22 protein-coding genes are annotated in these 21188 nt (G+C 71.5%); 14 read left to right on the top strand and 8 right to left on the bottom strand.

Annotated features, from left to right (window positions below; all coding sequences use genetic code 11):
* Positions 1–40: 40 nt before the first annotated feature.
* Positions 41–493, bottom strand: a complete 453-nt coding sequence (gene mce / locus ACIP84_RS24405) for a methylmalonyl-CoA epimerase (protein WP_055602101.1) — start codon at positions 491–493, stop codon at positions 41–43.
* Between the two features lie 137 nt (positions 494–630).
* On the opposite strand from mce, the gene ACIP84_RS24400 reads away from it, so the two are divergent.
* Together ACIP84_RS24400 and meaB are read left to right on the top strand one after the other, a co-directional pair.
* Positions 631–1833, top strand: a complete 1203-nt coding sequence (locus tag ACIP84_RS24400; protein ID WP_355957677.1) for an acetyl-CoA C-acetyltransferase — start codon at positions 631–633, stop codon at positions 1831–1833.
* A 35-nt stretch (positions 1834–1868) separates the two neighbouring features.
* Entirely contained in the window at positions 1869–2825 is a 957-nt protein-coding gene (gene meaB, locus ACIP84_RS24395; protein ID WP_355957680.1) for a methylmalonyl Co-A mutase-associated GTPase MeaB, read from the top strand.
* A gap of 134 nt (positions 2826–2959) precedes the next feature.
* Here meaB and ACIP84_RS24390 read toward each other — a convergent pair whose 3' ends face one another.
* The 4 genes from ACIP84_RS24390 to ACIP84_RS24375 all read right to left on the bottom strand — a co-directional run bounded on the left by ACIP84_RS24390 (position 2960) and on the right by ACIP84_RS24375 (position 5679).
* On the bottom strand, positions 2960–3436 hold the full coding sequence (locus ACIP84_RS24390; protein WP_266969361.1) for a MarR family winged helix-turn-helix transcriptional regulator: 477 nt from the start codon (positions 3434–3436) through the stop codon (positions 2960–2962).
* An 83-nt stretch (positions 3437–3519) separates the two neighbouring features.
* On the bottom strand, positions 3520–4305 hold the full coding sequence (locus ACIP84_RS24385) for an AIM24 family protein (protein ID WP_355957683.1): 786 nt from the start codon (positions 4303–4305) through the stop codon (positions 3520–3522).
* Positions 4302–4952 (bottom strand): AIM24 family protein, encoded by a 651-nt coding sequence (locus tag ACIP84_RS24380; RefSeq protein WP_055602106.1) that lies wholly within the window; start codon positions 4950–4952, stop codon positions 4302–4304. The genes ACIP84_RS24385 and ACIP84_RS24380 overlap by 4 nt, the downstream gene beginning before the upstream one ends.
* 88 nt (positions 4953–5040) lie before the next feature.
* Positions 5041–5679, bottom strand: a complete 639-nt coding sequence (locus ACIP84_RS24375; RefSeq protein ID WP_355957687.1) for an AIM24 family protein — start codon at positions 5677–5679, stop codon at positions 5041–5043.
* 107 nt (positions 5680–5786) lie between these two features.
* Between ACIP84_RS24375 and ACIP84_RS24370 the strand changes: the two genes are divergently transcribed.
* From ACIP84_RS24370 to ACIP84_RS24340, 7 genes are all read left to right on the top strand, one after another.
* Complete coding sequence (locus tag ACIP84_RS24370; RefSeq protein ID WP_401800236.1) at positions 5787–6140, top strand: DUF3817 domain-containing protein; 354 nt, start codon at positions 5787–5789, stop codon at positions 6138–6140.
* Entirely contained in the window at positions 6137–6433 is a 297-nt protein-coding gene (locus ACIP84_RS24365) for an MTH1187 family thiamine-binding protein (RefSeq protein WP_355957692.1), read from the top strand. Before ACIP84_RS24370 ends, ACIP84_RS24365 begins: the two co-directional genes overlap by 4 nt.
* Before the next feature lie 278 nt (positions 6434–6711).
* Positions 6712–7434, top strand: a complete 723-nt coding sequence (locus ACIP84_RS24360) for a hypothetical protein (protein ID WP_401800234.1) — start codon at positions 6712–6714, stop codon at positions 7432–7434.
* Between the two features lie 56 nt (positions 7435–7490).
* Positions 7491–8150 (top strand): DUF4166 domain-containing protein, encoded by a 660-nt coding sequence (locus tag ACIP84_RS24355; RefSeq protein WP_355957867.1) that lies wholly within the window; start codon positions 7491–7493, stop codon positions 8148–8150.
* Positions 8147–8839 (top strand): TetR/AcrR family transcriptional regulator, encoded by a 693-nt coding sequence (locus ACIP84_RS24350; RefSeq protein ID WP_401800232.1) that lies wholly within the window; start codon positions 8147–8149, stop codon positions 8837–8839. The genes ACIP84_RS24355 and ACIP84_RS24350 overlap by 4 nt, the downstream gene beginning before the upstream one ends.
* Positions 8840–8942: 103 nt before the next feature.
* Positions 8943–10766 carry a cellulose synthase catalytic subunit gene (locus ACIP84_RS24345; RefSeq protein ID WP_355957699.1) on the top strand — a complete coding sequence of 608 codons (1824 nt, stop codon included), beginning with the start codon at positions 8943–8945 and terminating at the stop codon, positions 10764–10766.
* A 3-nt stretch (positions 10767–10769) separates the two neighbouring features.
* Complete coding sequence (locus ACIP84_RS24340) at positions 10770–12731, top strand: galactose oxidase-like domain-containing protein (protein WP_401800229.1); 1962 nt, start codon at positions 10770–10772, stop codon at positions 12729–12731.
* A gap of 15 nt (positions 12732–12746) precedes the next feature.
* On the opposite strand, the gene ACIP84_RS24335 is transcribed toward ACIP84_RS24340, so the two are convergent.
* Positions 12747–13760 (bottom strand): glycoside hydrolase family 6 protein, encoded by a 1014-nt coding sequence (locus tag ACIP84_RS24335; protein ID WP_401800228.1) that lies wholly within the window; start codon positions 13758–13760, stop codon positions 12747–12749.
* 80 nt (positions 13761–13840) lie between these two features.
* On the bottom strand, positions 13841–14833 hold the full coding sequence (locus ACIP84_RS24330; protein WP_401800225.1) for a DUF5937 family protein: 993 nt from the start codon (positions 14831–14833) through the stop codon (positions 13841–13843).
* Between the two features lie 84 nt (positions 14834–14917).
* Here ACIP84_RS24330 and ACIP84_RS24325 point away from each other — a divergent pair, with 84 nt between their 5' ends.
* From ACIP84_RS24325 to ACIP84_RS24310, 4 genes are all read left to right on the top strand, one after another.
* The gene (locus ACIP84_RS24325; protein WP_401800222.1) at positions 14918–16360 is read left to right on the top strand and encodes an MFS transporter; all 1443 of its coding nucleotides are present in this window, start codon (positions 14918–14920) and stop codon (positions 16358–16360) included.
* A 20-nt stretch (positions 16361–16380) separates the two neighbouring features.
* A complete protein-coding gene (locus ACIP84_RS24320; protein ID WP_030321172.1) occupies positions 16381–16890 on the top strand; it encodes a MarR family winged helix-turn-helix transcriptional regulator in 510 nt (169 codons plus the stop codon).
* Between the two features lie 65 nt (positions 16891–16955).
* A complete protein-coding gene (locus tag ACIP84_RS24315) occupies positions 16956–17288 on the top strand; it encodes a DUF3817 domain-containing protein (RefSeq protein ID WP_055601175.1) in 333 nt (110 codons plus the stop codon).
* A 71-nt stretch (positions 17289–17359) separates the two neighbouring features.
* Entirely contained in the window at positions 17360–19060 is a 1701-nt protein-coding gene (locus ACIP84_RS24310; RefSeq protein ID WP_401800218.1) for a methylmalonyl-CoA mutase, read from the top strand.
* Between the two features lie 17 nt (positions 19061–19077).
* On the opposite strand, the gene ACIP84_RS24305 is transcribed toward ACIP84_RS24310, so the two are convergent.
* Positions 19078–19707: a TetR/AcrR family transcriptional regulator gene (locus ACIP84_RS24305; RefSeq protein WP_401800533.1), complete on the bottom strand. Its 630-nt coding sequence runs from the start codon at positions 19705–19707 to the stop codon at positions 19078–19080.
* A 331-nt stretch (positions 19708–20038) separates the two neighbouring features.
* On the opposite strand from ACIP84_RS24305, the gene ACIP84_RS24300 reads away from it, so the two are divergent.
* On the top strand, positions 20039–21016 hold the full coding sequence (locus tag ACIP84_RS24300; RefSeq protein WP_401800215.1) for a tetratricopeptide repeat protein: 978 nt from the start codon (positions 20039–20041) through the stop codon (positions 21014–21016).
* Positions 21017–21188 lie beyond the last annotated feature (172 nt).

Raw genomic sequence — 21188 nt, 5'->3', positions numbered from 1 at the left:
GCCCGGAGTCGCCCACTCTACCGGGCCAGGAATCCGGAGGTCAGTGCTCCGCTGAGGAGTGGTCAGCCGACGGCTCTGCCGAGGTGACCAGTTCCGTGAGGACGCCGTGGCAGTCCTTGGGGTGCAGGAAGGTGATGCGGGAGCCCATGGAGCCGATCCGCGGCTGGTCGTAGAGGACCCGGACGCCCTTGGAGCGGATGTCCTCCGCGTCGCCGTCCACGTCCGCCGTACCGAAGGCGATGTGGTGCACCCCCTCGCCGTTCTTGGCGAGCCACTTGCCCACCGCCGAGTCCTCCCGGGTCGGCTCAAGCAGCTGGAGGTAAGAGGCCCCGCCGTCCGAGGTGTCGTTGATCTTGAGCATGGCCTCGCGGACGCCCTGCTCCTCGTTGACCTCGGAGTGGAAGACCTCGAAACCGTACGTGGCACGGTAGAACTCGACAGTCTTGTCCAGGTCGAAACAGGCGATCCCGATGTGGTCGATTCGCGTCAGCATGCCTCCAGTGCAGCGCCGCGACGGTGGTTACGCAACGTGCGCGCCGTCACACCGACCGGCCGATGACCCGGCGGTCCGCCGCTCAGTACATTGGCGGTAAACCCTCGTTCACTCCTCATCCCTAGGGGCCGTGCCTCATGTCTGGAACGACCGGTACCACCTCAGTGATCGTCGCGGGCGCCCGCACGCCCATGGGTCGCCTGCTCGGCTCGCTCAAGTCCTTCTCGGGCGCCGAGCTCGGCGGCTTCGCCATCAAGGCCGCGCTCGACCGGGCCGGCATCGGCGGCGACCAGGTCCAGTACGTGATCATGGGCCAGGTGCTCCAGGCGGGCGCCGGCCAGATCCCCGCCCGCCAGGCCGCGGTCAAGGCCGGCATCCCCATGAACGTCCCCGCGCTCACCATCAACAAGGTGTGTCTGTCGGGCCTCGACGCCATCGCGCTCGCGGACCAGCTGATCCGCGCCGGTGAGTTCGACGTGGTCGTCGCCGGCGGCCAGGAGTCGATGACCAACGCGCCGCACCTGCTGCCGAAGTCCCGCGAGGGCTTCAAGTACGGCGCCATCGAGATGCTCGACGCCATGGCGTACGACGGTCTGACCGACGCCTTCGAGAACATCGCGATGGGCGAGTCCACCGAGAAGCACAACAGCCGCCTGGGTATCAAGCGCCCCGAGCAGGACGAGATCGCCGCCCTCTCGCACCAGCGCGCCGCCGCCGCCCAGAAGAACGGCATCTTCGAGGCCGAGATCACCCCGGTCGAGATCCCGCAGCGCAAGGGCGAGCCGGTCGTCTTCTCCAAGGACGAGGGCATCCGCGCGGAGACCACCGCCGAGTCCCTCGGCAAGCTCCGCCCGGCCTTCGCCAAGGACGGCACCATCACCGCCGGCACCTCCTCGCAGATCTCCGACGGCGCCGCCGCCGTCGTCGTGATGAGCAAGGCCAAGGCCGAGGAGCTGGGCCTGGAGTGGATCGCCGAGATCGGCGCCCACGGCAACGTGGCGGGCCCGGACAACTCGCTGCAGTCGCAGCCGTCCAACGCGATCCTGCACGCCCTCAAGAAGGAGGGTCTGACCGTCGACGACCTCGATCTGATCGAGATCAACGAGGCCTTCGCCGCGGTCGCCGTGCAGTCAATGAAGGACCTCGGCGTTACGCCCGAGAAGGTGAACGTCAACGGTGGCGCCATCGCGCTCGGCCACCCGATCGGCATGTCCGGCGCCCGTGTGGTGCTGCACCTGGCCCTGGAGCTCAAGCGGCGCGGCGGCGGCGTCGGCGCGGCCGCCCTGTGCGGTGGTGGCGGTCAGGGCGACGCGCTGATCGTCCGCGTCGCCGGCAAGTAAGTCACCTCGGCAAGGTCAGGCAAGGAGCTCAGCGCATGGTGGACGTCCCCGCTCTGGTCGCCCAGGCACGGGAGGGCAGGCCGCGGGCCGTGGCCCGGCTGATCTCGCTCGTGGAGGGGGCGTCCCCGCAGCTGCGCGAGGTCATGGCGACGCTCGCGCCGCTCACCGGCGGCGCGTACGTGGTGGGCCTGACCGGTTCGCCCGGCGTCGGCAAGTCCACGTCGACGTCCGCGCTGGTCTCCGCCTACCGGCGGGCGGGCAAGCGGGTCGGCGTCCTGGCCGTCGACCCGTCCTCGCCGTTCAGCGGCGGGGCGCTCCTCGGCGACCGGGTCCGGATGTCGGACCACGCCTCCGACCCGGGCGTCTACATCCGCTCCATGGCGACCCGCGGTCACCTGGGCGGTCTCGCCTGGTCCGCCCCGCAGGCCATCCGCGTCCTCGACGCGGCCGGCTGCGAGGTGATCCTCGTGGAGACCGTGGGCGTCGGGCAGTCGGAGGTCGAGATCGCCTCCCAGGCCGACACCTCGGTCGTGCTGCTCGCGCCGGGCATGGGCGACGGGATCCAGGCCGCGAAGGCGGGCATCCTGGAGATCGGCGACGTGTACGTGGTGAACAAGGCCGACCGGGACGGCGCGGACGCCACCGCCCGCGAGCTCAACCACATGCTGGGCCTGGGCGAGGCACGCGGTCCCGGCGACTGGCGGCCGCCGATCGTCAAGACGGTCGCGGCGCGCGGCGAGGGCATCGACGAGGTCGTGGAGGCCCTGGAGAAGCACCGTGCCTGGATGGAGGAGCACGGGGTCCTGGCGGAGCGCCGCCGGACCCGTGCGGCGCGCGAGGTCGAGACCATCGCGGTCACGGCTCTGCGGGAGCGGATCGGCGATCTGCACGGCGACCGGCGCCTGGACGCGCTCGCGGAGCGGATCGTGGCGGGCGACCTCGACCCGTACGCGGCCTCGGACGAGCTGGTCGCGAGCCTGACGGGCAACTGAGCGGCGTCCGACGGGCAACTGAGCGGCGTCTGCCAGGCAACCGAGCGGCGTCCGGCTCCACGGGAACGAATCAGGGCCTCACCGGGACGACCGGTGGGGCCCTACTTCGTCAGGTCCGCCGGGTGCGGCCGCCGCTACGGCTTGCCGCGCCGGCCGCGCAGCTGGTCCGCGACCGGCTTCAGGGACTCGCGCAGGTCGCCGAGCGCGTCCGGGCCGATCTGGTCGATGAAGTGCTTGCGCACCGACTCGACGTGGTGCGGGGCGACCTTGTGCATGGTCTCCATGCCCGCGTCGGTCAGCACGGCGTACAGTCCGCGGCGGTCGGACTCGCAGTTCTCGCGCCGGACGAGTCCGGCGTTCTCCATGCGGGTGATCTGGTGCGAGAGCCGGCTCTTCGACTGGAGCGTGGCCGCGGCCAGATCGCTCATGCGCAGCCGCCGCTCCGCCGACTCCGAGAGGTTCACAAGGATCTCGTAGTCGTTCATCGTCAGGCCGAAGGGCTGGAGGTCCCGCTCCAGCTGGTACGTCAGCATCCTCTGGACGTCCAGGAATGTGCGCCACGCACACTGCTCGGCGTCGGTGAGCCACGGGGTGGCGGTCTCGGTCTCCATGTATGGATTCTACCTAAGAAGTTGAATACTTGACGAAGTCTGGGAGCGTGCGTTCGAAGACGTCACCCTCCGCAGACTACCGCTCACAGACCGAAGCGGCGCTGGAGGTCGCCGAGCTGGCCGGGAAGTCGCGGTACCGAGCCTTGCACAGACTGGCCGGAACCGGGCGATCCATGGCCCCCCGGCACCCCCGGCTGGGCCGGCGGTCCCCCGATCGCGCGGTCCGCCAGCAGGATCTCCGTCGACTGGAGGAGGACCGTGCCCGCGCCCACGAACTCGAACTGGTGCTCCTCGCCCGAGGTGCCGCCGATGCCCGTCAGCGCGCGGACGCCGCCCATCACACCCGTCAGGTAGCCGTGGTCGTAGTGGTGGCAGGGCGAGGGGCAGTCCGCCCAGCCGACCAGGGCCTGCGGGTCCACCCGCATCGGCGGCTCCATGAAGACCACCGGGCCGTTCGACGCGGCCACGAACTTGCCCGTGCCGATCAGCGTCACGAAGCCCGGCACGATCGACTGCTTCAGCGCCAGCGTCGGCTGGTAGGCGAGCAGATTGCCGGAACGGATCGTCAGATTGCCCTGGTCGAGGTCGAACGAGTTCACGTCGAAGGCCCGGTCCGCCAGCAGCATCTTCCCGCTGCCCTCGGCCACCACCCAGTCGCTCGCGTGCAGCGGCGAGTGGAACGACGTCCGGACCAGACGGTCCAGCCGGCCGTGCCCGATGCCGTTGAACTCGATCCGCCCGTAGTAGGCGATCATCTTCCCCTTCTGCAGGAACCACTGGGAGCCCTTGAGCTCCACGCAGAAGGTGTACGGGTTCACGTTGTCGTCCGACGGGAGGGTCGTCGGGTCGTGGATCACGGGACCGGTCACAGCTTCTCCTCCGAGGCCTGCACGTACACCGCGCCACTGCCGCTCAGCTCCAGCTGGAACGCCTCGCCCGAGCCGCGCCCCACCATGTCGCGCCAGCCCAGCGCGGTGGAGAGCTTGTTCCGTACGTCGCCGTGGTGGGCCACGTACGCCTGCGGGTCCACATGGACCGGGCGGCCCGGGGTGATCGGCAGCTCGATGACACCGCCGTGCGCCATGACGGCCACCGCGCCGTGGCCCTTCAGGGTGGTGGTGAAGAGGCCCTGGCCGGTCACCTGGCCGCGGACCATGCCCATGACCCCGCCCTGCGAGCCCATGAACATGGTGCCCTGCTCCAGGGTGCCGTCGAAGGCGAGGAGCCGGTCGGCCTCCACGTACAGGGTGTCGCCGGTCAGCCCGATCACCTGGATGTGGTGACCGCCGTGCCCGAACATCACGGTGCCGTTGCCCTCGACGGTCATCAGCGGCGTCGCCTCGCCGGCCACCCGGCGGCCGATCATCGACATCACGCCGCCCTGGCCGCCCGCCGTGTTCGGCGTGAAAGTGACGTCGCCGCGGTACGCGAGCATCGCGCCGCGCTGGCTGAACATCCGCTGCCCGGGGACGACGGTCGCCTCGACCATCTTCGAGTTGATCTCGCGGAACGGCATCAGTCCTCCTCGTTCGCTTCTCCGCCCGCGCGGCGCGGAGGTGCGGGCATCGTCGTCGTCTGCGGCCCGGAGGCCGCGCGTGCGACGCTCACACATCCCCCCCGATCGTGTTCCGCTCGCTGGGCTGGACGTACACGAGACCGTCCCCCTCGAAGCGGATCTGGAAGGCCTCGCCGCCGCCCTCGCCCATGAGGGTGCGGAAGGTCACACCCGACTGGAAGTGCTGCTGGAGGTTGCCCTGGTGGGCGATGTACGCGCCGGGGTCGACCTGGAGCGGGTACTGCGGGGTCACCCGCAGCACCACCGCCGGGCCGTCGGACATGATCGCGGCCTGACCGGTGCCCTCGACGGTGGTGGTGAAGAGGCCGTTGCCGGTGGCCCCGCCGCGCAGACCCGTGAAGGTGGTGCCGGTGCGCAGCCCCGCGTCGGCGCAGAGCAGATTGCTCGCCTCGACCCAGAGCTTGTCGCCGTGGAGCGAGACGAGGTTGATCTCGGAGGCCCGGTCGGCGAACCAGCAGGTCCCCTGGCCGCGTACCTCCATCACCTCCATCTGCTCACCCGTGAGCCGGCGGGTGACCATGCCGCGCAGGCCCTCACCGCCGCCACTCATCTTCTTGAACGCCATCTGGCCGTCGTAGGCGACCATCGAGCCGTTCTTCGCCTTGACGGCGTCGCCGGTCATGGAGACGGCGAGCACCTTGCTGCCCTGGAGTCGGAACGTTGCCACCCGCTGAAGGTACTGGGGACCCGGATAAAGAGACAGCAAAGTCGGCGTGCACAATGGACGGGCCCTTGTGCATCCGTTCACAAGATCGAACGAAGGTGACCCCCTCCGTGGACATCAAGACCGCTTCCTCCCTCCACCGGCTCCGGCTCGTCTCCGCGCCGGAGGCCGTCTCGTTCCTGCTCCTGCTGGTCTGCTCGGTGCTCAAGCGGACGACGGACTTCAACGCGGTGCCGGTCATGGGCGCGATCCACGGCGTGCTGTTCATCCTCTACGTCCTGTTCTGGCTGGACGCCTGGAACCGGACCAAGTGGAGCCTCGGGACCGCCGCCCTCTACTTCGTGCTCTCCGTGCTCCCCCTGGGCGGCTTCTACGCCGAGCGGAAGCTCAAGCGCGAGGCCCAGGACGCGGTCGTCGCCTCCCGTGCCCGCGCCGCGGCCGCCGAAGGCGCGGTGAAGGCGTGATCGTCGCGTTCTCGGTCACCCCGCTGGGCGTGGGGGAGGAGGTCGGCGCGTACGTCGCCGACGCCGTCCGGGTCGTCCGCGAGTCCGGGCTCCCCCACCGCACCGACGCGATGTTCACCTCCGTCGAGGGCGAGGACTGGGACCAGGTCATGGACGTCGTGAAGCGCGCGGTCGCCGCCGTCGAGGCGCGGGCCCCGCGCGTCTCGGTGGTCATGAAGGTCGACATCCGTCCCGGTGTCACGGACGGTCTGCACAGCAAGGTCGCCACGGTGGAGCGGCATCTGGAGGGCTGAGGCCCCAGGCGTCCGTCCTCCGTACGCCGGTCCCTACGCCGTGCGTCCTCCGTACGCCGTACGCCGTGCGTCCTCCGTACGCCGGTCCCTACGCCCTGCGTCCTCCGTGCGCCGTCCGCCGCCCGTGCGACGAGAAGCCCCCGGTTCCCCCTGCGGGACCGGGGGCTTCGTCATGCCGGGAGATGCGTCTTGAGCGACTGCTCAAAATCGGCTACCTTCAGCCGCGGGGCAGTTTTGAGCAGTCGCTCAAAACGCCGTACGAGCCGGGAGAACACCCCATGGGTCTCTACATCGAGACACAGGTCCGCGCGGACCTGGAGACGCTCTGGGAACGCACGCAGGAACCCTCCCGCCACCAGCGGTGGGACCTGCGGTTCACGGAGATCGCGTACCTTCCGCGCGCCGAGGGCGAGCCCCGGCACTTCCGGTACGCGACACGCGTCCTGCCCTTCCTGGTCGTCGCCGGCACCGGTGTCTCCGCGGGGGAGCGCCACCGGGCCGGCGGCGACCGGGTCTCCGCACTCCGGTTCGCCTCGCCGCACCCGCTCTCGCTCCTCGCCGAGGGCAGCGGGTACTGGCGCTACGTCCCCACCCCGGACGGCGTCCGCTTCCTCACCGGCTACGACTACCGGCCCCGCTGGGGCCGCCTCGGCCGCATCGCCGACCGGCTCGTGTTCCGGCCCCTCATGGGCTGGGCCACCGCCTGGTCCTTCGACCGGCTGCGGCTCTGGTGCGAGCGGGGCATCACCCCGGAGCGCTCCCGGAACCGCTGGCTGCTCGAACTCCTGGCCCGGGTGCTGCTCGTGGCCGTGCCGTGGGCGGCCAGCGCGCTGCCGCTGGGGTCGGTGTCGCTCGCCGCCGTGCCGCTCACCGTCCTCGGGCTCGGCCTCGCCCTGCTCGTGCCGCCCTCGCCGCGCACACCGGCGGCCCGCCGCTGCCTGCGCACCCCACCCGCCCGCACCCGGGAGCCCCGGCTCCTCGCCGCCCTGGAGCAGCTGTGACCGCGACCGTGTCCCCTTCCGCGCCCTCCGCCGCGCCCTCGATCTTCCGCACGGCCATGGGGGACGCGGCCTTCGAGCGCCTGCACCCCGAGCTCCGGCGGCGCTTCTCCGTCGGGCTCGCGAGCGGGGAGCTGTGCGTCGGGCGGGGCGTCATGGACCGGATCTGGCACGGCCGGGCCCTCGTGAAGCCGTTCCTCGCGGTCGGCGGGCTGCGGAACATCCTGCTGCCGCGCACCGGCCGCGACGTGCCCTTCACCATCGAGAACGTGCCGTACACGGACTCCTACGGGCGCGAGACCGTCACCTTCGTCCGGACCTTCGCCCTGCCCGGCGGCCCCCGCCGCTTCGACGCCACCATGGTCCACAGCCCCGAGCGCGACTGCGTCCTCGACTACCTCGGCACCCACCAGCACCTCGCCAGCGATCTGCACCTGTCCGCCGAGCCCGACGGCTCGCTCCTCATCCGCTCCGGCGAGCACCGCTTCCGCGAGGGACCGCTGGACGTGCGCGTCCCGGAACTGATCGGCGGCCGTGCCGAGGTGCGCGAGTCCTTCGACGAGCGCACGGGCCGCTTCCACATCGACGTCCGGGTGGAGAACAGGTACTTCGGTCCCGTCTTCGGCTACCGGGGTTCGTTCGTCGCCGAGTACATGGACCTACGATCCCGGGGGGTGCGCGCGGGGCTGCGCCCGGTGCGCGAGGAGGTACGGGCATGAGCGGGGACGTGAAGGACCGGCGGGCGGGGGAGCCCCGGGGGCAGGACGCGCGCAGCCAGGAGACCCGGGAGAAGCTGCTCGCGGGCGCCCTGCGGACCCTCGTCGAGCAGGGCATCACCAAGGCCTCCGCCCGCGCCATCGCGGCCACCGCGGGGGTGAACCAGGCCCTCGTCTTCTACCACTTCGGCTCCGTCGACGACCTGCTCGCCGAGGCCTGCCGGTACGGCGCCGAGCAGCGGGTCGCCCGGCACCGCGAGCGGCTCGCCGCGGTCGGCAGCCTCACCGAGCTGCTCGCCTTCGGGCGCGAGCTGCACGAGGAGGAGCGGGCGGCCGGCCATGTCGCCTTCCTCGGGCAGCTGCTCGCCGGCGCGCAGGCGCACCCCCGGCTGGTGCCGGCCACGGTCGCGGGTCTCGACCTGTGGATCACCGAGATCGAGCAGGTGCTCGTCCGCGTCCTCGCGGGTACCCCGTTCGCCGAGTTCACCGACCCCGCCGGGCTCGCCCGCGCGGTCGGCGCCTCCTTCGTCGGCCTCGAACTGTACGAGGGCGTCGACCCGGCGGGCGCCGAGGCGGCCTTCGCGGCCCTGGAGCAGCTGGGCGCGCTGATGGCCGCCGTGGAGGAGCTGAACCCCGTCGCCAGAAAGGCCGTCACCTACACGCTCCGGCGGCAGAGCGCCCGTACCCGCTAGACCAACCCGCTCGACCAACCCACTCGGACTACTCCAGTCGACACGCCGATCGTTTGCCCCTTTCGTTGGGATATCGATCCGTTCGAAGGCAGCTGGAGGCGCCGTGCGGCCGGGAGCCTACGACTACGACACCTACAGCCGACTCGCCGGCCCGCTCACGGAACCCGAGCCCGAGAACTACCGGGTGCGGTACCGGAGTCTGCTCTCCAGGGAGCCGCACCGCATACGCGCCGTCCTCCTGATGAGCCTCGCGCCGGTCCTCTCGGCGCTGCTCCTGGCCTATCTCGTCTGGCCCAGCCACTGGACCGTCCGCGAGGGCGGCGACCGCCGGCTCGTCCACCTCGACACCGTGATGCTCGTGTCGATCGCGCTCATCTGCCTCTTCATGCTGGTGAACGTCACGGCGATCGCCCACGCCACCATGGTCGCCCGCGACCCGATACCCGTGTACGCGGAGAAGGGCACCCGGGTCGCCTTCCTCACCACGTACGTCCCGGGCAAGGAACCGCTCACCATGGTCCGCGGCACCCTGGAGGGCGCCACGCGGCTGCGGCACGACGGCCTCCTCGACGTCTGGCTCCTCGACGAGGGCGACTCCGCCGAGGCCAGGGCGCTCTGCGCCGAGCTGGGCGTACGCCACTTCACCCGGGCCGGTGTCCCCGAGTGGAACCGCAGGAAGGGCGTCCACAAGGCGCGGACCAAGCACGGCAACTACAACGCCTGGCTCGCCGTGCACGGCGACGGTTACGACTACTTCGCCTCCGTCGACACCGACCACGTCCCGCTCCCCGACTTCCTGGAGCGGATGCTCGGCTACTTCCGCGACCCCGACATCGCCTTCGTCGTCGGGCCGCAGGTGTACGGCAACTACACGAACCTCGTCACCAAGGCCGCCGAGTCCCAGCAGTTCCTCTTCCACGCCCTCATCCAGCGCGCCGGGAACCGCTACCACGCGCCCATGTTCGTCGGCACGAACAACGCGGTCCGGATCTCCGCCCTCCAGCAGGTCGGCGGCCTGTACGACTCGGTCACCGAGGACATGGCCACCGGCTTCGAACTGCACCGCGGGAAGAACCCCGGCACCGGCCGCTACTGGCGTTCCGTCTACACCCCCGACGTCCTCGCCGTCGGCGAGGGCCCCGCCTCCTGGACGGACTTCTTCGCCCAGCAGCTCCGCTGGTCCCGGGGCACGTACGAGACGATCGTGAGGCAGTACTGGAAGGCGCCCTTCCGTACCCCGCCGGGCCGCTTCCTCAACTACACCCTGATGCTCGCCTACTACCCGATGACCGCGGTCAACTGGCTCCTCGGCATCCTCAGCAGCGTCCTCTACCTCTGGTTCGGCGCCTCCGGCACCCAGGTCTCCACCGCGGTGTGGCTGATGATCTACAGCGACGCCGTCGCCCTCCAGATCGGCCTCTACCTCTGGAACCGGCGGCACAACGTCTCGCCCCACGAACCCGAGGGCTCCGGCGGCCTCGCAGGCATGGCGATGTCCGCGTTCTCCGCCCCGATCTACCTCATGTCCCTCGGCTCGGCGGTCCTCCGCACCCGCGGCCGCTTCGTCGTCACGCCCAAGGGCGGTGAGTCGAGCCCCGACCGGATCCTGACCTTCCGTATCCACCTCTTCTGGGCGGCCGTCCTCATCGCCTCGCTCGCCGCCTCCGTCCACTTCGGGCACACCCACGCGGCCATGCGCACCTGGGCACTCCTCGCCCTGGCCATCGCGCTCGCCCCGATCACCCTCTGGGTCCTCGCCGCCCTCGGCAGACGCCGCGCGCTCCGCGTCCGCGCGCGAGCCCGGGCCCGCGTCCGGGCCCGCGGTCTCGCCGACGCCCGCGAAGGGGCCGAGGCCGTCCCCGCGGTCGCCGCCCCGCAGCCGACCGCCCCCGCCACCTCCGCCCCCACGACGACCGGAGGGAACTGAGCCATGGCCCACCGGCCGTCGAAGAAGTTCAGGAAGACCCTGTTCGGCAGCGCGGCGGTCCTGGTCCTCGCGGCGCTCAACGCCCCCGCCGCCGTCTCCTTCGCCGAGGAGAAGTACCACGCGTACAAGATCGCCCAGCCCGGCTACCAGCGGCGGTTCGGCTCCTGGACCGAGGTTCCGGTCCCCGGCCGATACCGGATCAACGCCATCCACGCGGCCCTGCTGCACACCGGCAAGGTGCTGCTGATCGCCGGCTCCGGCAACAGCCAGAAGAACTTCGACGCGGGGACCTTCGAGACCGTCCTCTGGGACCCCGTCGAGAACACCTTCAAGAAGATCCCCACCCCGGTGGACTTCTTCTGCTCCGGCCACACCCAGCTCCCCGACGGCCGGCTGCTCGTCGCCGGCGGCACCGCGCGGTACGAGATCCTCGACGGCGAGGTCAAGAAGGCCGGCGGCGGCATGCGGGTCAAGAACGAGAGCCCCGACAAGGCGGTCACCCTCAGGAAGGGCACCGTCTTCCGCTCGCCGTCCGGGGTCGAGTACGTCTCCCAGGCCGACGTCACCGTCCCCAAGGCCCGGCGCGCGTTCGAGATCTCGTACTTCGCGAGCGGCCAGATGAAGCCGTGGACGACCAAGATCACCGCCGCCGAGGCCCGGGTCTTCGTCGAGGCCCGCGAGGAGGGGCCACAGGCCCTCACCACCGAGGCCGCGCAGTACGAGGTCGTCGGCCTCGAGGGCGACGACGCCGACAACGTCTACGGCCTCGCGCAGAAGCTCACCACCGAGAAGCAGGACTTCCAGGGCATCAAGGGCGCCTACGAGTTCGACCCGAGAGCCGAGAGGTACATCCCGGTCGCCCCCATGAAGGACGCCCGCTGGTACCCCACCCTCGTCACCCTCGACGACGGCAAGGTCCTCGCCGTCTCCGGACTCAACGACGTCGGCGACGTCGTCCCCGGCGACAACGAGATCTACGACCCCGCGACCAAGAAGTGGTCCAAGGGCCCCTTCCGCTACTTCCCCACCTACCCGTCCCTCCTCCTCACCAAGGGCGGCAAGCTCCTCTACACCGGCTCCAACGCCGGCTACGGGCCCGCCGGGAAGGGCCGCGAACCGGGCCTGTGGGACCTTCGGAAGAACACCTTCACCAAGCTCGGCGGGCTCACCGACCCCGACCAGCTGGAGACCTCCGCCTCCCTGCTCCTGCCCCCGGCCCAGCACCAGAAGGTCATGGTCCTCGGCGGCGGCGGGGTCGGCGAGTCGTCCAGGTCGACCGCCCGCACCTCGATCGTCGACGTCTCCCAGGACAGCCCCGTCTTCACCGACGGGCCGGCGCTCCCGCAGGGCACCCGCTACCTCAGCAGCGTCCTGCTGCCCGACGACACCGTCCTCACCACCGGCGGCTCCGAGGACTACCGGGGCCGCGGCGGCAGCGACATCCTCAAGGCGCAGTTCTACGACCCGAGGAGCAACGCCTTCACCGCGGCCGCCGCACCCACCGTCGGCCGCAACTACCACTCCGAGGCGCTGCTGCTGCCCGACGGCCGGGTCGCCACCTTCGGCTCCGACCCGCTCTTCGACGACAAGGACAACACCAGGCTCGGCACCTTCGAGCAGCGTGTCGAGGTCTTCACCCCGCCCTATCTCCACAAGGCGGGCGCCGACCGGCCCGTCCTGGGGGAGGGCCCGCAGGAACTCGACCAGAACGGCCGCGCCACCTTCAAGACCAGGGACGCCGGCCGGATCGTCAAGGCCCGGCTCATGCGGCCCAGTGCCGTCACCCACACCACCGACGTCGAACAGCGCTCGGTGGAGCTCGGCCTGACGCAGAGCCAGAACGGGACGACGGTCACCGTCGACGTACCAAAGGACCGGACCCTCGTGCCGCCCGGCTGGTACATGCTCTTCGTCACCGACGCGAACGGCATCCCGTCCGAGGCGAAGTGGATCCAGGTGGACTGAGTCCGCCTCCGCGGCCTACGACTTCGCCCTGCGCGCCAGGCCCAGGGCGTACTCCGGCCACCAGGTGCCGGCGGCCGGGCCGCCCCGGCACTGGCCGTCCGAGTCGCCGGGGCGCTTGACCCACAGATACGCGTCGACCAGATCGTCCCCGGTCCGGTCCGTCGGCGGTACGCCGAGGGCCCGGCCCGGCGGATTGCACCAGGCCTCCGCCCGGTCGCCCGGGAGGGGGCCGTCGCCGTTGCGGCTGGTGTCCACGGTGAAGCGGGCGCCGCCCAGCAGCGCCGAAAGCGTCGCGCCGAAGCGCCGCACGGCGTCGTTCGTCTGGAAGTTGGAGACGTTCAGCGAGAAGCCGTCCGCGCGGGCCACCCCCGCCCGGCGCAGCGGTTCCACGAGCCTGCCCGGATCGTCGATCCAGGCCGGGTTGCCGGCGTCCAGGTAGACCCGGGTGCGGGGCTGCCGCTTGAGCCGCTCGACGGCCCCGGCGAGCAACCGGTACCGCTCCTCGTGGTGCTGGGCCGGGGTACAGCCGTCCACGATGTGCGGCACCGCGTCCGGCTCCAGGACGACGATCGCCGAGGACTCCCCGAGCGCGGTGGCGAAGGAGTCGATCCAGGCCCGGTAGGCCTGCGCGTCGTGCGAGCCGCCCGCCGAGTACAGGCCGCAGTCGCGGTGCGGGATGTTGTACGCGACGAACACCGCCGTACGGTTCTCCGCCGCCGCGCCCCGCGCCGCGCGGGTGATCTCCGGTACGGGATCGTCCCCGGCCGGCCAGTCCGCGACCGGCCGGTCCGCGATCCGCTTCAGGATCCTCGCGTCCTCGGCCCTGCCCTGCGCCTCGTACTGGCGCACCTGCCTGGCCGCGTCGCTCTCCGGGTCGACCCAGAACGGCGAGCCGCTCGCGGGGGTCGTCTCGGCGCGCGTGGACGGCGGACCGACGGGGCCCTTCGGGGGGCCGCCCTCACCGCACCCGGTCAGGAGCAGCGCGGAGACGAGGGTCAGGGTCACGGCGGTGACGGTGCGGCGGGACATCCGGCCCCCCAGGGTCGGGTACGGCGAGCACGGCGCTTCGTACGGACGGCGGGACGATCCGGGTCATCGTGACATGTCGGTCAGCCGCTTCCGGGCTGTGACACCGCGATCCCCAGCGGGGTCCGTTCGTACAGCACCTGGTGGCCGTACCGCCGCGAGGTCAGCAGTCCCGCGTCCCGCAGCACCGCGAGGTGCGCGGAGACGGTGGACGGGGCCCGGCCCAGGAGGTGCGAGAGCGCCGTCGTCCCCATCGGCTCGGCGAGCGCGCACAGGACGTCCGCCCGCACCGGGCCGAGGAGCCGTCCGAGGGCCTCCGGCGTACGGTCCCCGGCCTCGGACCACAGCCCGCCGATCCCGCGGGCCGGGTAGACCACCGTCGGCTGCCACGGCGGGTCGAAACCGCTCACCACGTCCGGCCAGATGAACACCGACGGCATCAGGACGAGCCCCTGCCCGTCCAGCGGACGGATGTGCTCGCCGTGGTACGCGACCTCCAGCGTGGCGGTCTCCGCGTCCCACGCGAAGGCCGGATGCAGCTCGTCCAGGAGCCGTTCGAGGCCGCCCTCCGCGAGCCGCCGCGAGTGGTACGCCACGTCCGCCTCCAGGAGCGCCCGCAGCCGGGGCCAGTCCGGGGCGATCAGCGCCTCCCACGCGGCCTGGAGCAGCTCCGCCAGCCGCAGCACCGCCCCGGCGGGATCCGCGAGCAGCCGCCGCCCCTCGGCCGTCCCGGCCGCCCCCGGGGTCTCCGCGAGCGCCCGCTCGAAGTCGTCGAGGGCCAGCGCCGGATCGGTCTCCCGCACGGCGGCCATCTCGTCCTCGAACGAGGCGGCGGGCCCCAGCGGCGGTGGATAGAGGAAGTCCGGACTGTGCCCGTGCAGCGGCATCAGCAGATGCAGCGGCCCGAGGTCGAGCTCCCGCGCGGCGGACGCGATCCGCCGCATCCACGGCAGGTGGTAGCCCTGCTTGCCGGGCCGGGCGAGGACCCGCACGGCGGAGTGGGTCTCCCAGAGCGGGGAGATCGCGAACCGGATCCGCAGCGGGTCGGCCTCGCCGAAACGCAGGTGGTACGGCACGGGCCCTCCGGAAGACGGGACGGAAGATTCGTCTGGGTCCGAAAGTCTAGGGCGGGCCCGGTCGCCGACGGCACGCTGCGTGCCATGCCGAAGCACGACGACCCCACCACCGCGCTGCCCGGTACCGGACCGGAGCCGACCGCCCCCGCGCCCCCGCCCGGTCCGGCGCCCACCGGTCAGGCACCCGTGGGCCGCACGCCCGCCGGCCCCGTCCCCGCCGGCCGCGCCCCCGTCCCCGCCGCCCCCGCCCTGGTCGGCCCCGCCCCCGTCCCCGTCTCTGCCGGCCCCGGTTACCGGGCCGTCTTCCGGGTGCGGGAGTTCCGGGTCGTGTTCGTGGCGCATCTGTTCTCGCTGCTCGGGGTCGTCGTCAGCGAGCTCGCGCTCACCGTGCTCGTCTACGACCTCACCCGCTCCCCGCTCCTCTCCTCCCTCACCTTCGCCCTCGGCTTCCTCCCCTACCTCGTCGGCGGCACCCTGCTCGCCGGGCTCACCGACCGGCTCCCGCCCCGCCGGATCCTCGTCGTCTGCGACCTCTTCTGCGCCGGCTGCGTCGCGCTCATGGTCCTCCCCGCCACCCCCGTCGCCGTCCTGCTCGCGCTCCGCTGCGCCATCGCCGTCGTCTCGCCCGTCTTCAACGGCACCCGCATGGCGACCCTCGCCGACATCCTCGGCGAGGGCGACCTCTTCGTCCTCGGCCGCTCCCTGCTGCGGATCGTCTCCCAGAGCGCCCTCCTCACCGGCTTCGCCGTCGGCGGCGTGCTGCTCACCGTCGTCCCGCCGCGCGGCGCCCTCGCCGTCACCGCCACCACCTTCCTCGTGTCGGCGCTGCTGCTCCGGCTCGGCACCGTCCGCCGCCCCGCCCGGGCGTCCGGGGCCGCGGACAGCGGGCTCTCCGGCACCTGGGCGGTGCTGCGGAACCGGCGGGTGCGGGCCCTGATGCTGATGTTCTGGGTGCCGCCGCTCTTCGCCGTCGTCCCGGAGGCGCTGGCCGCCCCGTACGCCGACGAGATCGGCGTCTCCACCGCCGCCCTCGGCCTCCTCATGTGCGCGCTGCCCGTCGGCACCATCGCGGGCGAGCTGTTCGCCGGGTCCTTCCTCGACGCGGCCACCCGCTCCCGGATCGTGCTGCCGCTCGCCGTGACCGGCGTCCTGCCCTACCTCCTGTACGCCCCCGAGCCCGGCGTGCCCCTCGCGGCCGCCGCCCTCTTCCTGGCGGGCGCCACCGGCGCGTACACCCTCGGGCTCGACGCCTGGTTCGTCGCCGCCGTCCCCGACGAGCAGCGGGGGAGGGCCATGACCCTGATGACCGCGGGCATGATGACCGTCCAGGGCATCGGCATGGCGGGGGCCGGAATCGCCGCCGAGTTCGCCCCCGTGCACGCCGTCGTCGCCGGTACGGGCGTCCTCGGCACGGTCTGCCTCCTCGCCGCCGCCGCCGAGCTGCGGGCCGCCGGGGCGACGGCGGAGACGCGGGCCGGCCGGGGCGGTCGGCGACCGAAAGGCGAGACAGGGCTGACCGGCATGTGACCAGTCGGTAAGGTCGACGCGTGCCGAAGCCGCTCAGTCTCCCCTTCGACCCCATCGCCCGCGCCGACGAACTCTGGCAGAAGCGCTGGGGCCCGGTCCCCTCGATGGCCGCGATCACCTCGATCATGCGCGCCCACCAGATCCTCCTCGCGGAGGTCGACGCCGTCGTGAAGCCGTACGGGCTGACCTTCGCGCGGTACGAGGCCCTGGTGCTGCTCACCTTCTCGAAGGCCGGCGAGCTGCCGATGTCCAAGATCGGCGAGCGGCTGATGGTCCACCCCACGTCCGTGACGAACACGGTGGACCGCCTCGTGAGGTCCGGTCTCGTCGACAAGCGGCCCAACCCGAACGACGGCCGCGGAACGCTGGCCTCCATCACGGAGAAGGGCCGCGAGGTCGTCGAGGCGGCCACCCGCGACCTGATGGAGATGGAGTTCGGGCTCGGCGCGTACGACGCGGAGGAGTGCGCCGAGATCTTCGCGATGCTGCGTCCGCTGCGGGTCGCGGCGGACGACTTCGAGGAGAAGTAGCCGCTCGCGCCGCGAGGGCAGACCCGCGCGAAGATCGCCCGGAACGTGCCGTTACGCTCGACGGCATGAAATCCAGCGTGCTGACCCGTTACCGCGTCATGGCGTACATCACCGCCGTCATGCTGCTCGTGCTGTGCACCTGCATGGTCTTCAAGTACGGGTTCGACATGGGCGAGGACGTGACCTTCGCGGTCTCCCAGGCCCACGGTGTCCTCTACATCATCTACCTCGTCTTCGCCTTCGACCTGGGCTCCAAGGCCCGCTGGCCGTTCGGGAAGCTGCTCTGGGTCCTGGTCTCGGGCACCATCCCGTTCGCGGCGTTCTTCGTCGAGCGCAAGGTCGTCGCCGAGACGCTGCCGCTGATCAGCGGCGCGCGGCCGGAGCCGGTCAAGGCCTGACGCGAACCCCCGCACGGATGTGCGGGGGTTTCCCTTCGACATCTACTAGGACGCCCTAGTAAATTCGAAGCATGGACGCTGACGCCATCGAGGAGGGCCGCCGTCGCTGGCAGGCCCGCTACGACAAGGCTCACAAGCGGGACGCCGACTTCACCACGCTCTCCGGCGACGCCGTCGAACCCGTCTACGGGCCCCGGCCCGGCGACACCTACGAAGGCTTCGAACGCATCGGCTGGCCCGGCGAGTACCCGTTCACCCGGGGGCTCCACGCGACCGGCTACCGCGGCCGGACCTGGACCATCCGCCAGTTCGCCGGCTTCGGCAACGCCGAGCAGACCAACGAGCGCTACAAGATGATCCTCGCCGCCGGCGGCGGCGGCCTCTCCGTCGCCTTCGACATGCCCACCCTCATGGGCCGGGACTCCGACGACCCCCGCGCCCTCGGCGAGGTCGGCCACTGCGGCGTCGCCATCGACTCCGCCGCCGACATGGAGGTCCTCTTCAAGGAGATCCCACTCGGCGACGTCACCACCTCGATGACGATCTCCGGCCCCGCCGTACCCGTCTTCTGCATGTACCTGGTCGCCGCCGAGCGCCAGGGCGTCGACCCGGCCCGGCTCAACGGCACGCTCCAGACCGACATCTTCAAGGAGTACATCGCGCAGAAGGAGTGGCTCTTCGAGCCCGAGCCCCATCTGCGCCTCATCGGCGACCTGATGGAGCACTGCGCGCAGGGCATCCCCGCGTACAAGCCGCTCTCCGTCTCCGGGTACCACATCCGCGAGGCCGGGGCGACGGCCGCGCAGGAGCTCGCGTACACCCTCGCCGACGGCTTCGGCTACGTCGAGCTCGGCCTCAGCCGCGGCCTCGACGTGGACGTCTTCGCCCCCGGTCTGTCCTTCTTCTTCGACGCCCACCTCGACTTCTTCGAGGAGATCGCCAAGTTCCGCGCCGCCCGCCGGATCTGGGCGCGCTGGATGAAGGAGGTGTACGGCGCCACGACCGACAAGGCCCAGTGGCTCCGCTTCCACACCCAGACCGCCGGTGTCTCCCTCACCGCCCAGCAGCCGTACAACAACGTCGTACGGACCGCAGTGGAGGCCCTCTCCGCCGTCCTCGGCGGCACCAACTCCCTCCACACCAACGCCCTCGACGAGACCCTCGCGCTCCCCAGCGAGCAGGCCGCCGAGATCGCGCTCCGCACCCAGCAGGTGCTCATGGAGGAGACCGGCGTCGCCAACGTCGCCGACCCGCTGGGCGGCTCCTGGTACGTCGAGCAGCTCACCGACCGCATCGAGGCCGACGCCGAGAAGATCTTCGACCAGATCAAGGAGCGCGGCCGCCGCGCCCACCCGGACGGGCAGCACCCGATCGGGCCGATCACCTCCGGCATCCTGCGCGGCATCGAGGACGGCTGGTTCACCGGTGAGATCGCCGAGTCCGCCTTCCAGTACCAGCGCTCCCTGGAGAAGGGCGACAAGCGGGTCGTCGGCGTCAACGTCCACCACGGCTCCGTCACCGGCGACCTGGAGATCCTCCGGGTCAGCCACGAGGTCGAGTGGGAGCAGGTCCGGGTCCTCGGCGAGCGCAGGGAGCGCCGCGACGACGCCAGGGTCCGCGCCTCGATCGACGCCATGCTCGCGGCCGCCAGGGACGGCTCGAACATGATCGCCCCGATGCTGGACGCCGTCCGCGCGGAGGCCACCCTCGGCGAGATCTGCGACGCGCTGCGGGACGAGTGGGGCGTCTACACGGAGCCCCCGGGCTTCTGAGCCCGCGCGTCACGCGCTCAGCCGACGGCCGCCGCCGCTCCCAGACCGCCCACCAGGAGCGCCGACAGCCGCGCCACCCACGGCCCGTCGACCGGCTCCGCGCTCACCAGCGCCCGGTGCACCACGGCGCCCGCGATCACGTCGAAGATCAGGTCGTCGGTGGCGTCCACCGCGACCGGGTCCCGGTCCGCCGGGAGTTCACCGCGCCGCTGCGCCCGCATCCGGCCCTCCAGGACGAGCCGCTTCTGCCGGTCGACGATCGAGGCCCGTATCCGCTCGCGCAGCGGCTCGTCGCGGGTCGACTCGGCCACCACCGCCATCAGGGCCGTCTTGGTCTCGGGGCGTTCGAGGAGAGCGGCGAACTGCAGGACGACGTTCTCGATGTCGGCCTGGAGGGAACCCAGGTCGGGCAGTTCGAGTTCGTCGAAGAGGACGGCGACGGCGTCGACCACGAGCTCGCTCTTGTTGGCCCAGCGGCGGTACAGGGTCGTCTTGGCCACCCCGGCCCGGCCGGCCACGTCCCCCATCGTGAGCTTGGACCAACCCAGCTCGACCAGGGCCGCGCGGGTCGCCTCCAGGATGGCCGTGTCGGCCTCGGTGGAGCGGGGGCGTCCCGTACGGGTGCTGGGGTTGGTGCGGCGACACATCGACGACATGGACGTCGACCATACCCGCCGGTAGGTAGTGCGCCAGAGGGGCGGCGTGTGAGGCAGTTCACCGTACGGATCCGGTCCGCGCACTCCCCCCGGGTCACCCGGGAGAGTTACGCTACGACCTGTAGCGAAAGGCATTGAGCGGCCTGAGCGACAACCACGCACCGGGTGGGGACCCGGTGCACCGCACCGGGTGGGGACCTGGTGCGAACCGAAGACGAGGAACCGTGTCGCCCCACGTCTCGCACACCGGCGGGAGACGTGCGGACGGCACGGTTCAGCCATGACTTACCGGTTACGCGCGCGGAAGGGGGAGGATGTACGTATGCAGCCCCGAAACATGTCCATGAGCGGCGTCGTCGACCTCGCCGCGGTGAAGGCGGCCGGAGAGGCCAAGGCGAAGGCGGAGCAGACGCGCGCCGCAGCCGCCCGGCAGGGTGGCCCCGCCGCCGTGCCCCCGTCCGCCCTGGTGATCGACGTCGACGAGGCGGGCTTCGAGCGCGATGTGCTCCAGCGTTCCGCCGAGGTCCCGGTCGTCCTCGACTTCTGGGCCGAGTGGTGCGAGCCCTGCAAGCAGCTGAGCCCCCTCCTGGATCGGCTCGCCGTCGAGTACAACGGCCGCTTCCTGCTCGCGAAGATCGACGTCGACGCCAACCAGATGCTGATGCAGCAGTTCGGCATCCAGGGAATTCCGGCCGTTTTCGCGGTGGTCGCCGGTCAGGCGCTGCCGCTCTTCCAGGGCGCCGTGCCCGAGGCCCAGATCCGCGAGACCCTCGACCAGCTGATCCAGATCGGCGAGGAGCGCTTCGGTCTGACCGGCATCGTCGTCGACGCGAACGGTGAGGCCCCCGACGGCGGTACGGCCGCGGCCGCGCAGCCCGTCGGCCCCTACGACGCGCTCCTCGAAGCGGCCATGTCCGCGCTCGACGCGGGTGATCTGGCCGGCGCCGTCCAGGCGTACAAGAACGTGCTCGCCGACGACCCGGCGCACCCGGAGGCCAAGCTCGGTCTGGCCCAGGCCGAACTCCTCACCCGGGTGCAGGACCTCGACCCGGCCGCGGTCCGCAAGGCCGCCGCCGACGGTCCGGCCGATGTGACCGCGCAGATCGCCGCCGCCGACCTCGATCTGGTGGGCGGTCATGTGCAGGACGCCTTCGGGCGTCTCGTCGAGACCGTGCGCCGCACGGTCGGCGAGGACCGGGACGCGGCGCGGCTGCGTCTCCTGGAGCTCTTCGAGGTGATCGGCGCCGACGACCCGCGGGTCACGGCGGCCCGGCAGGCCCTGGCGCGGGTGCTGTTCTAGTCCCGTCCGGTGTGCCGGATCGTCCGACGATTTGGCAGCAGGGTGACAAAAGGCGGCCGCGCTTTACCAAAACTTGGTAATCGCGGCCGCTGTTACTTGCAGTAAATCGAACCTGTGGTTCTGTCCGTATTCTTCCGGCAATCTGCTGACATTCCTCACCAGGCGAATGCAC

The sequence above is a fragment of the Streptomyces sp. NPDC088707 genome, assembly GCF_044752725.1.
Taxonomy (GTDB): Bacteria; Actinomycetota; Actinomycetes; order Streptomycetales; family Streptomycetaceae; genus Streptomyces.
This window is presented reverse-complemented; position numbering and strand designations above follow the sequence as displayed.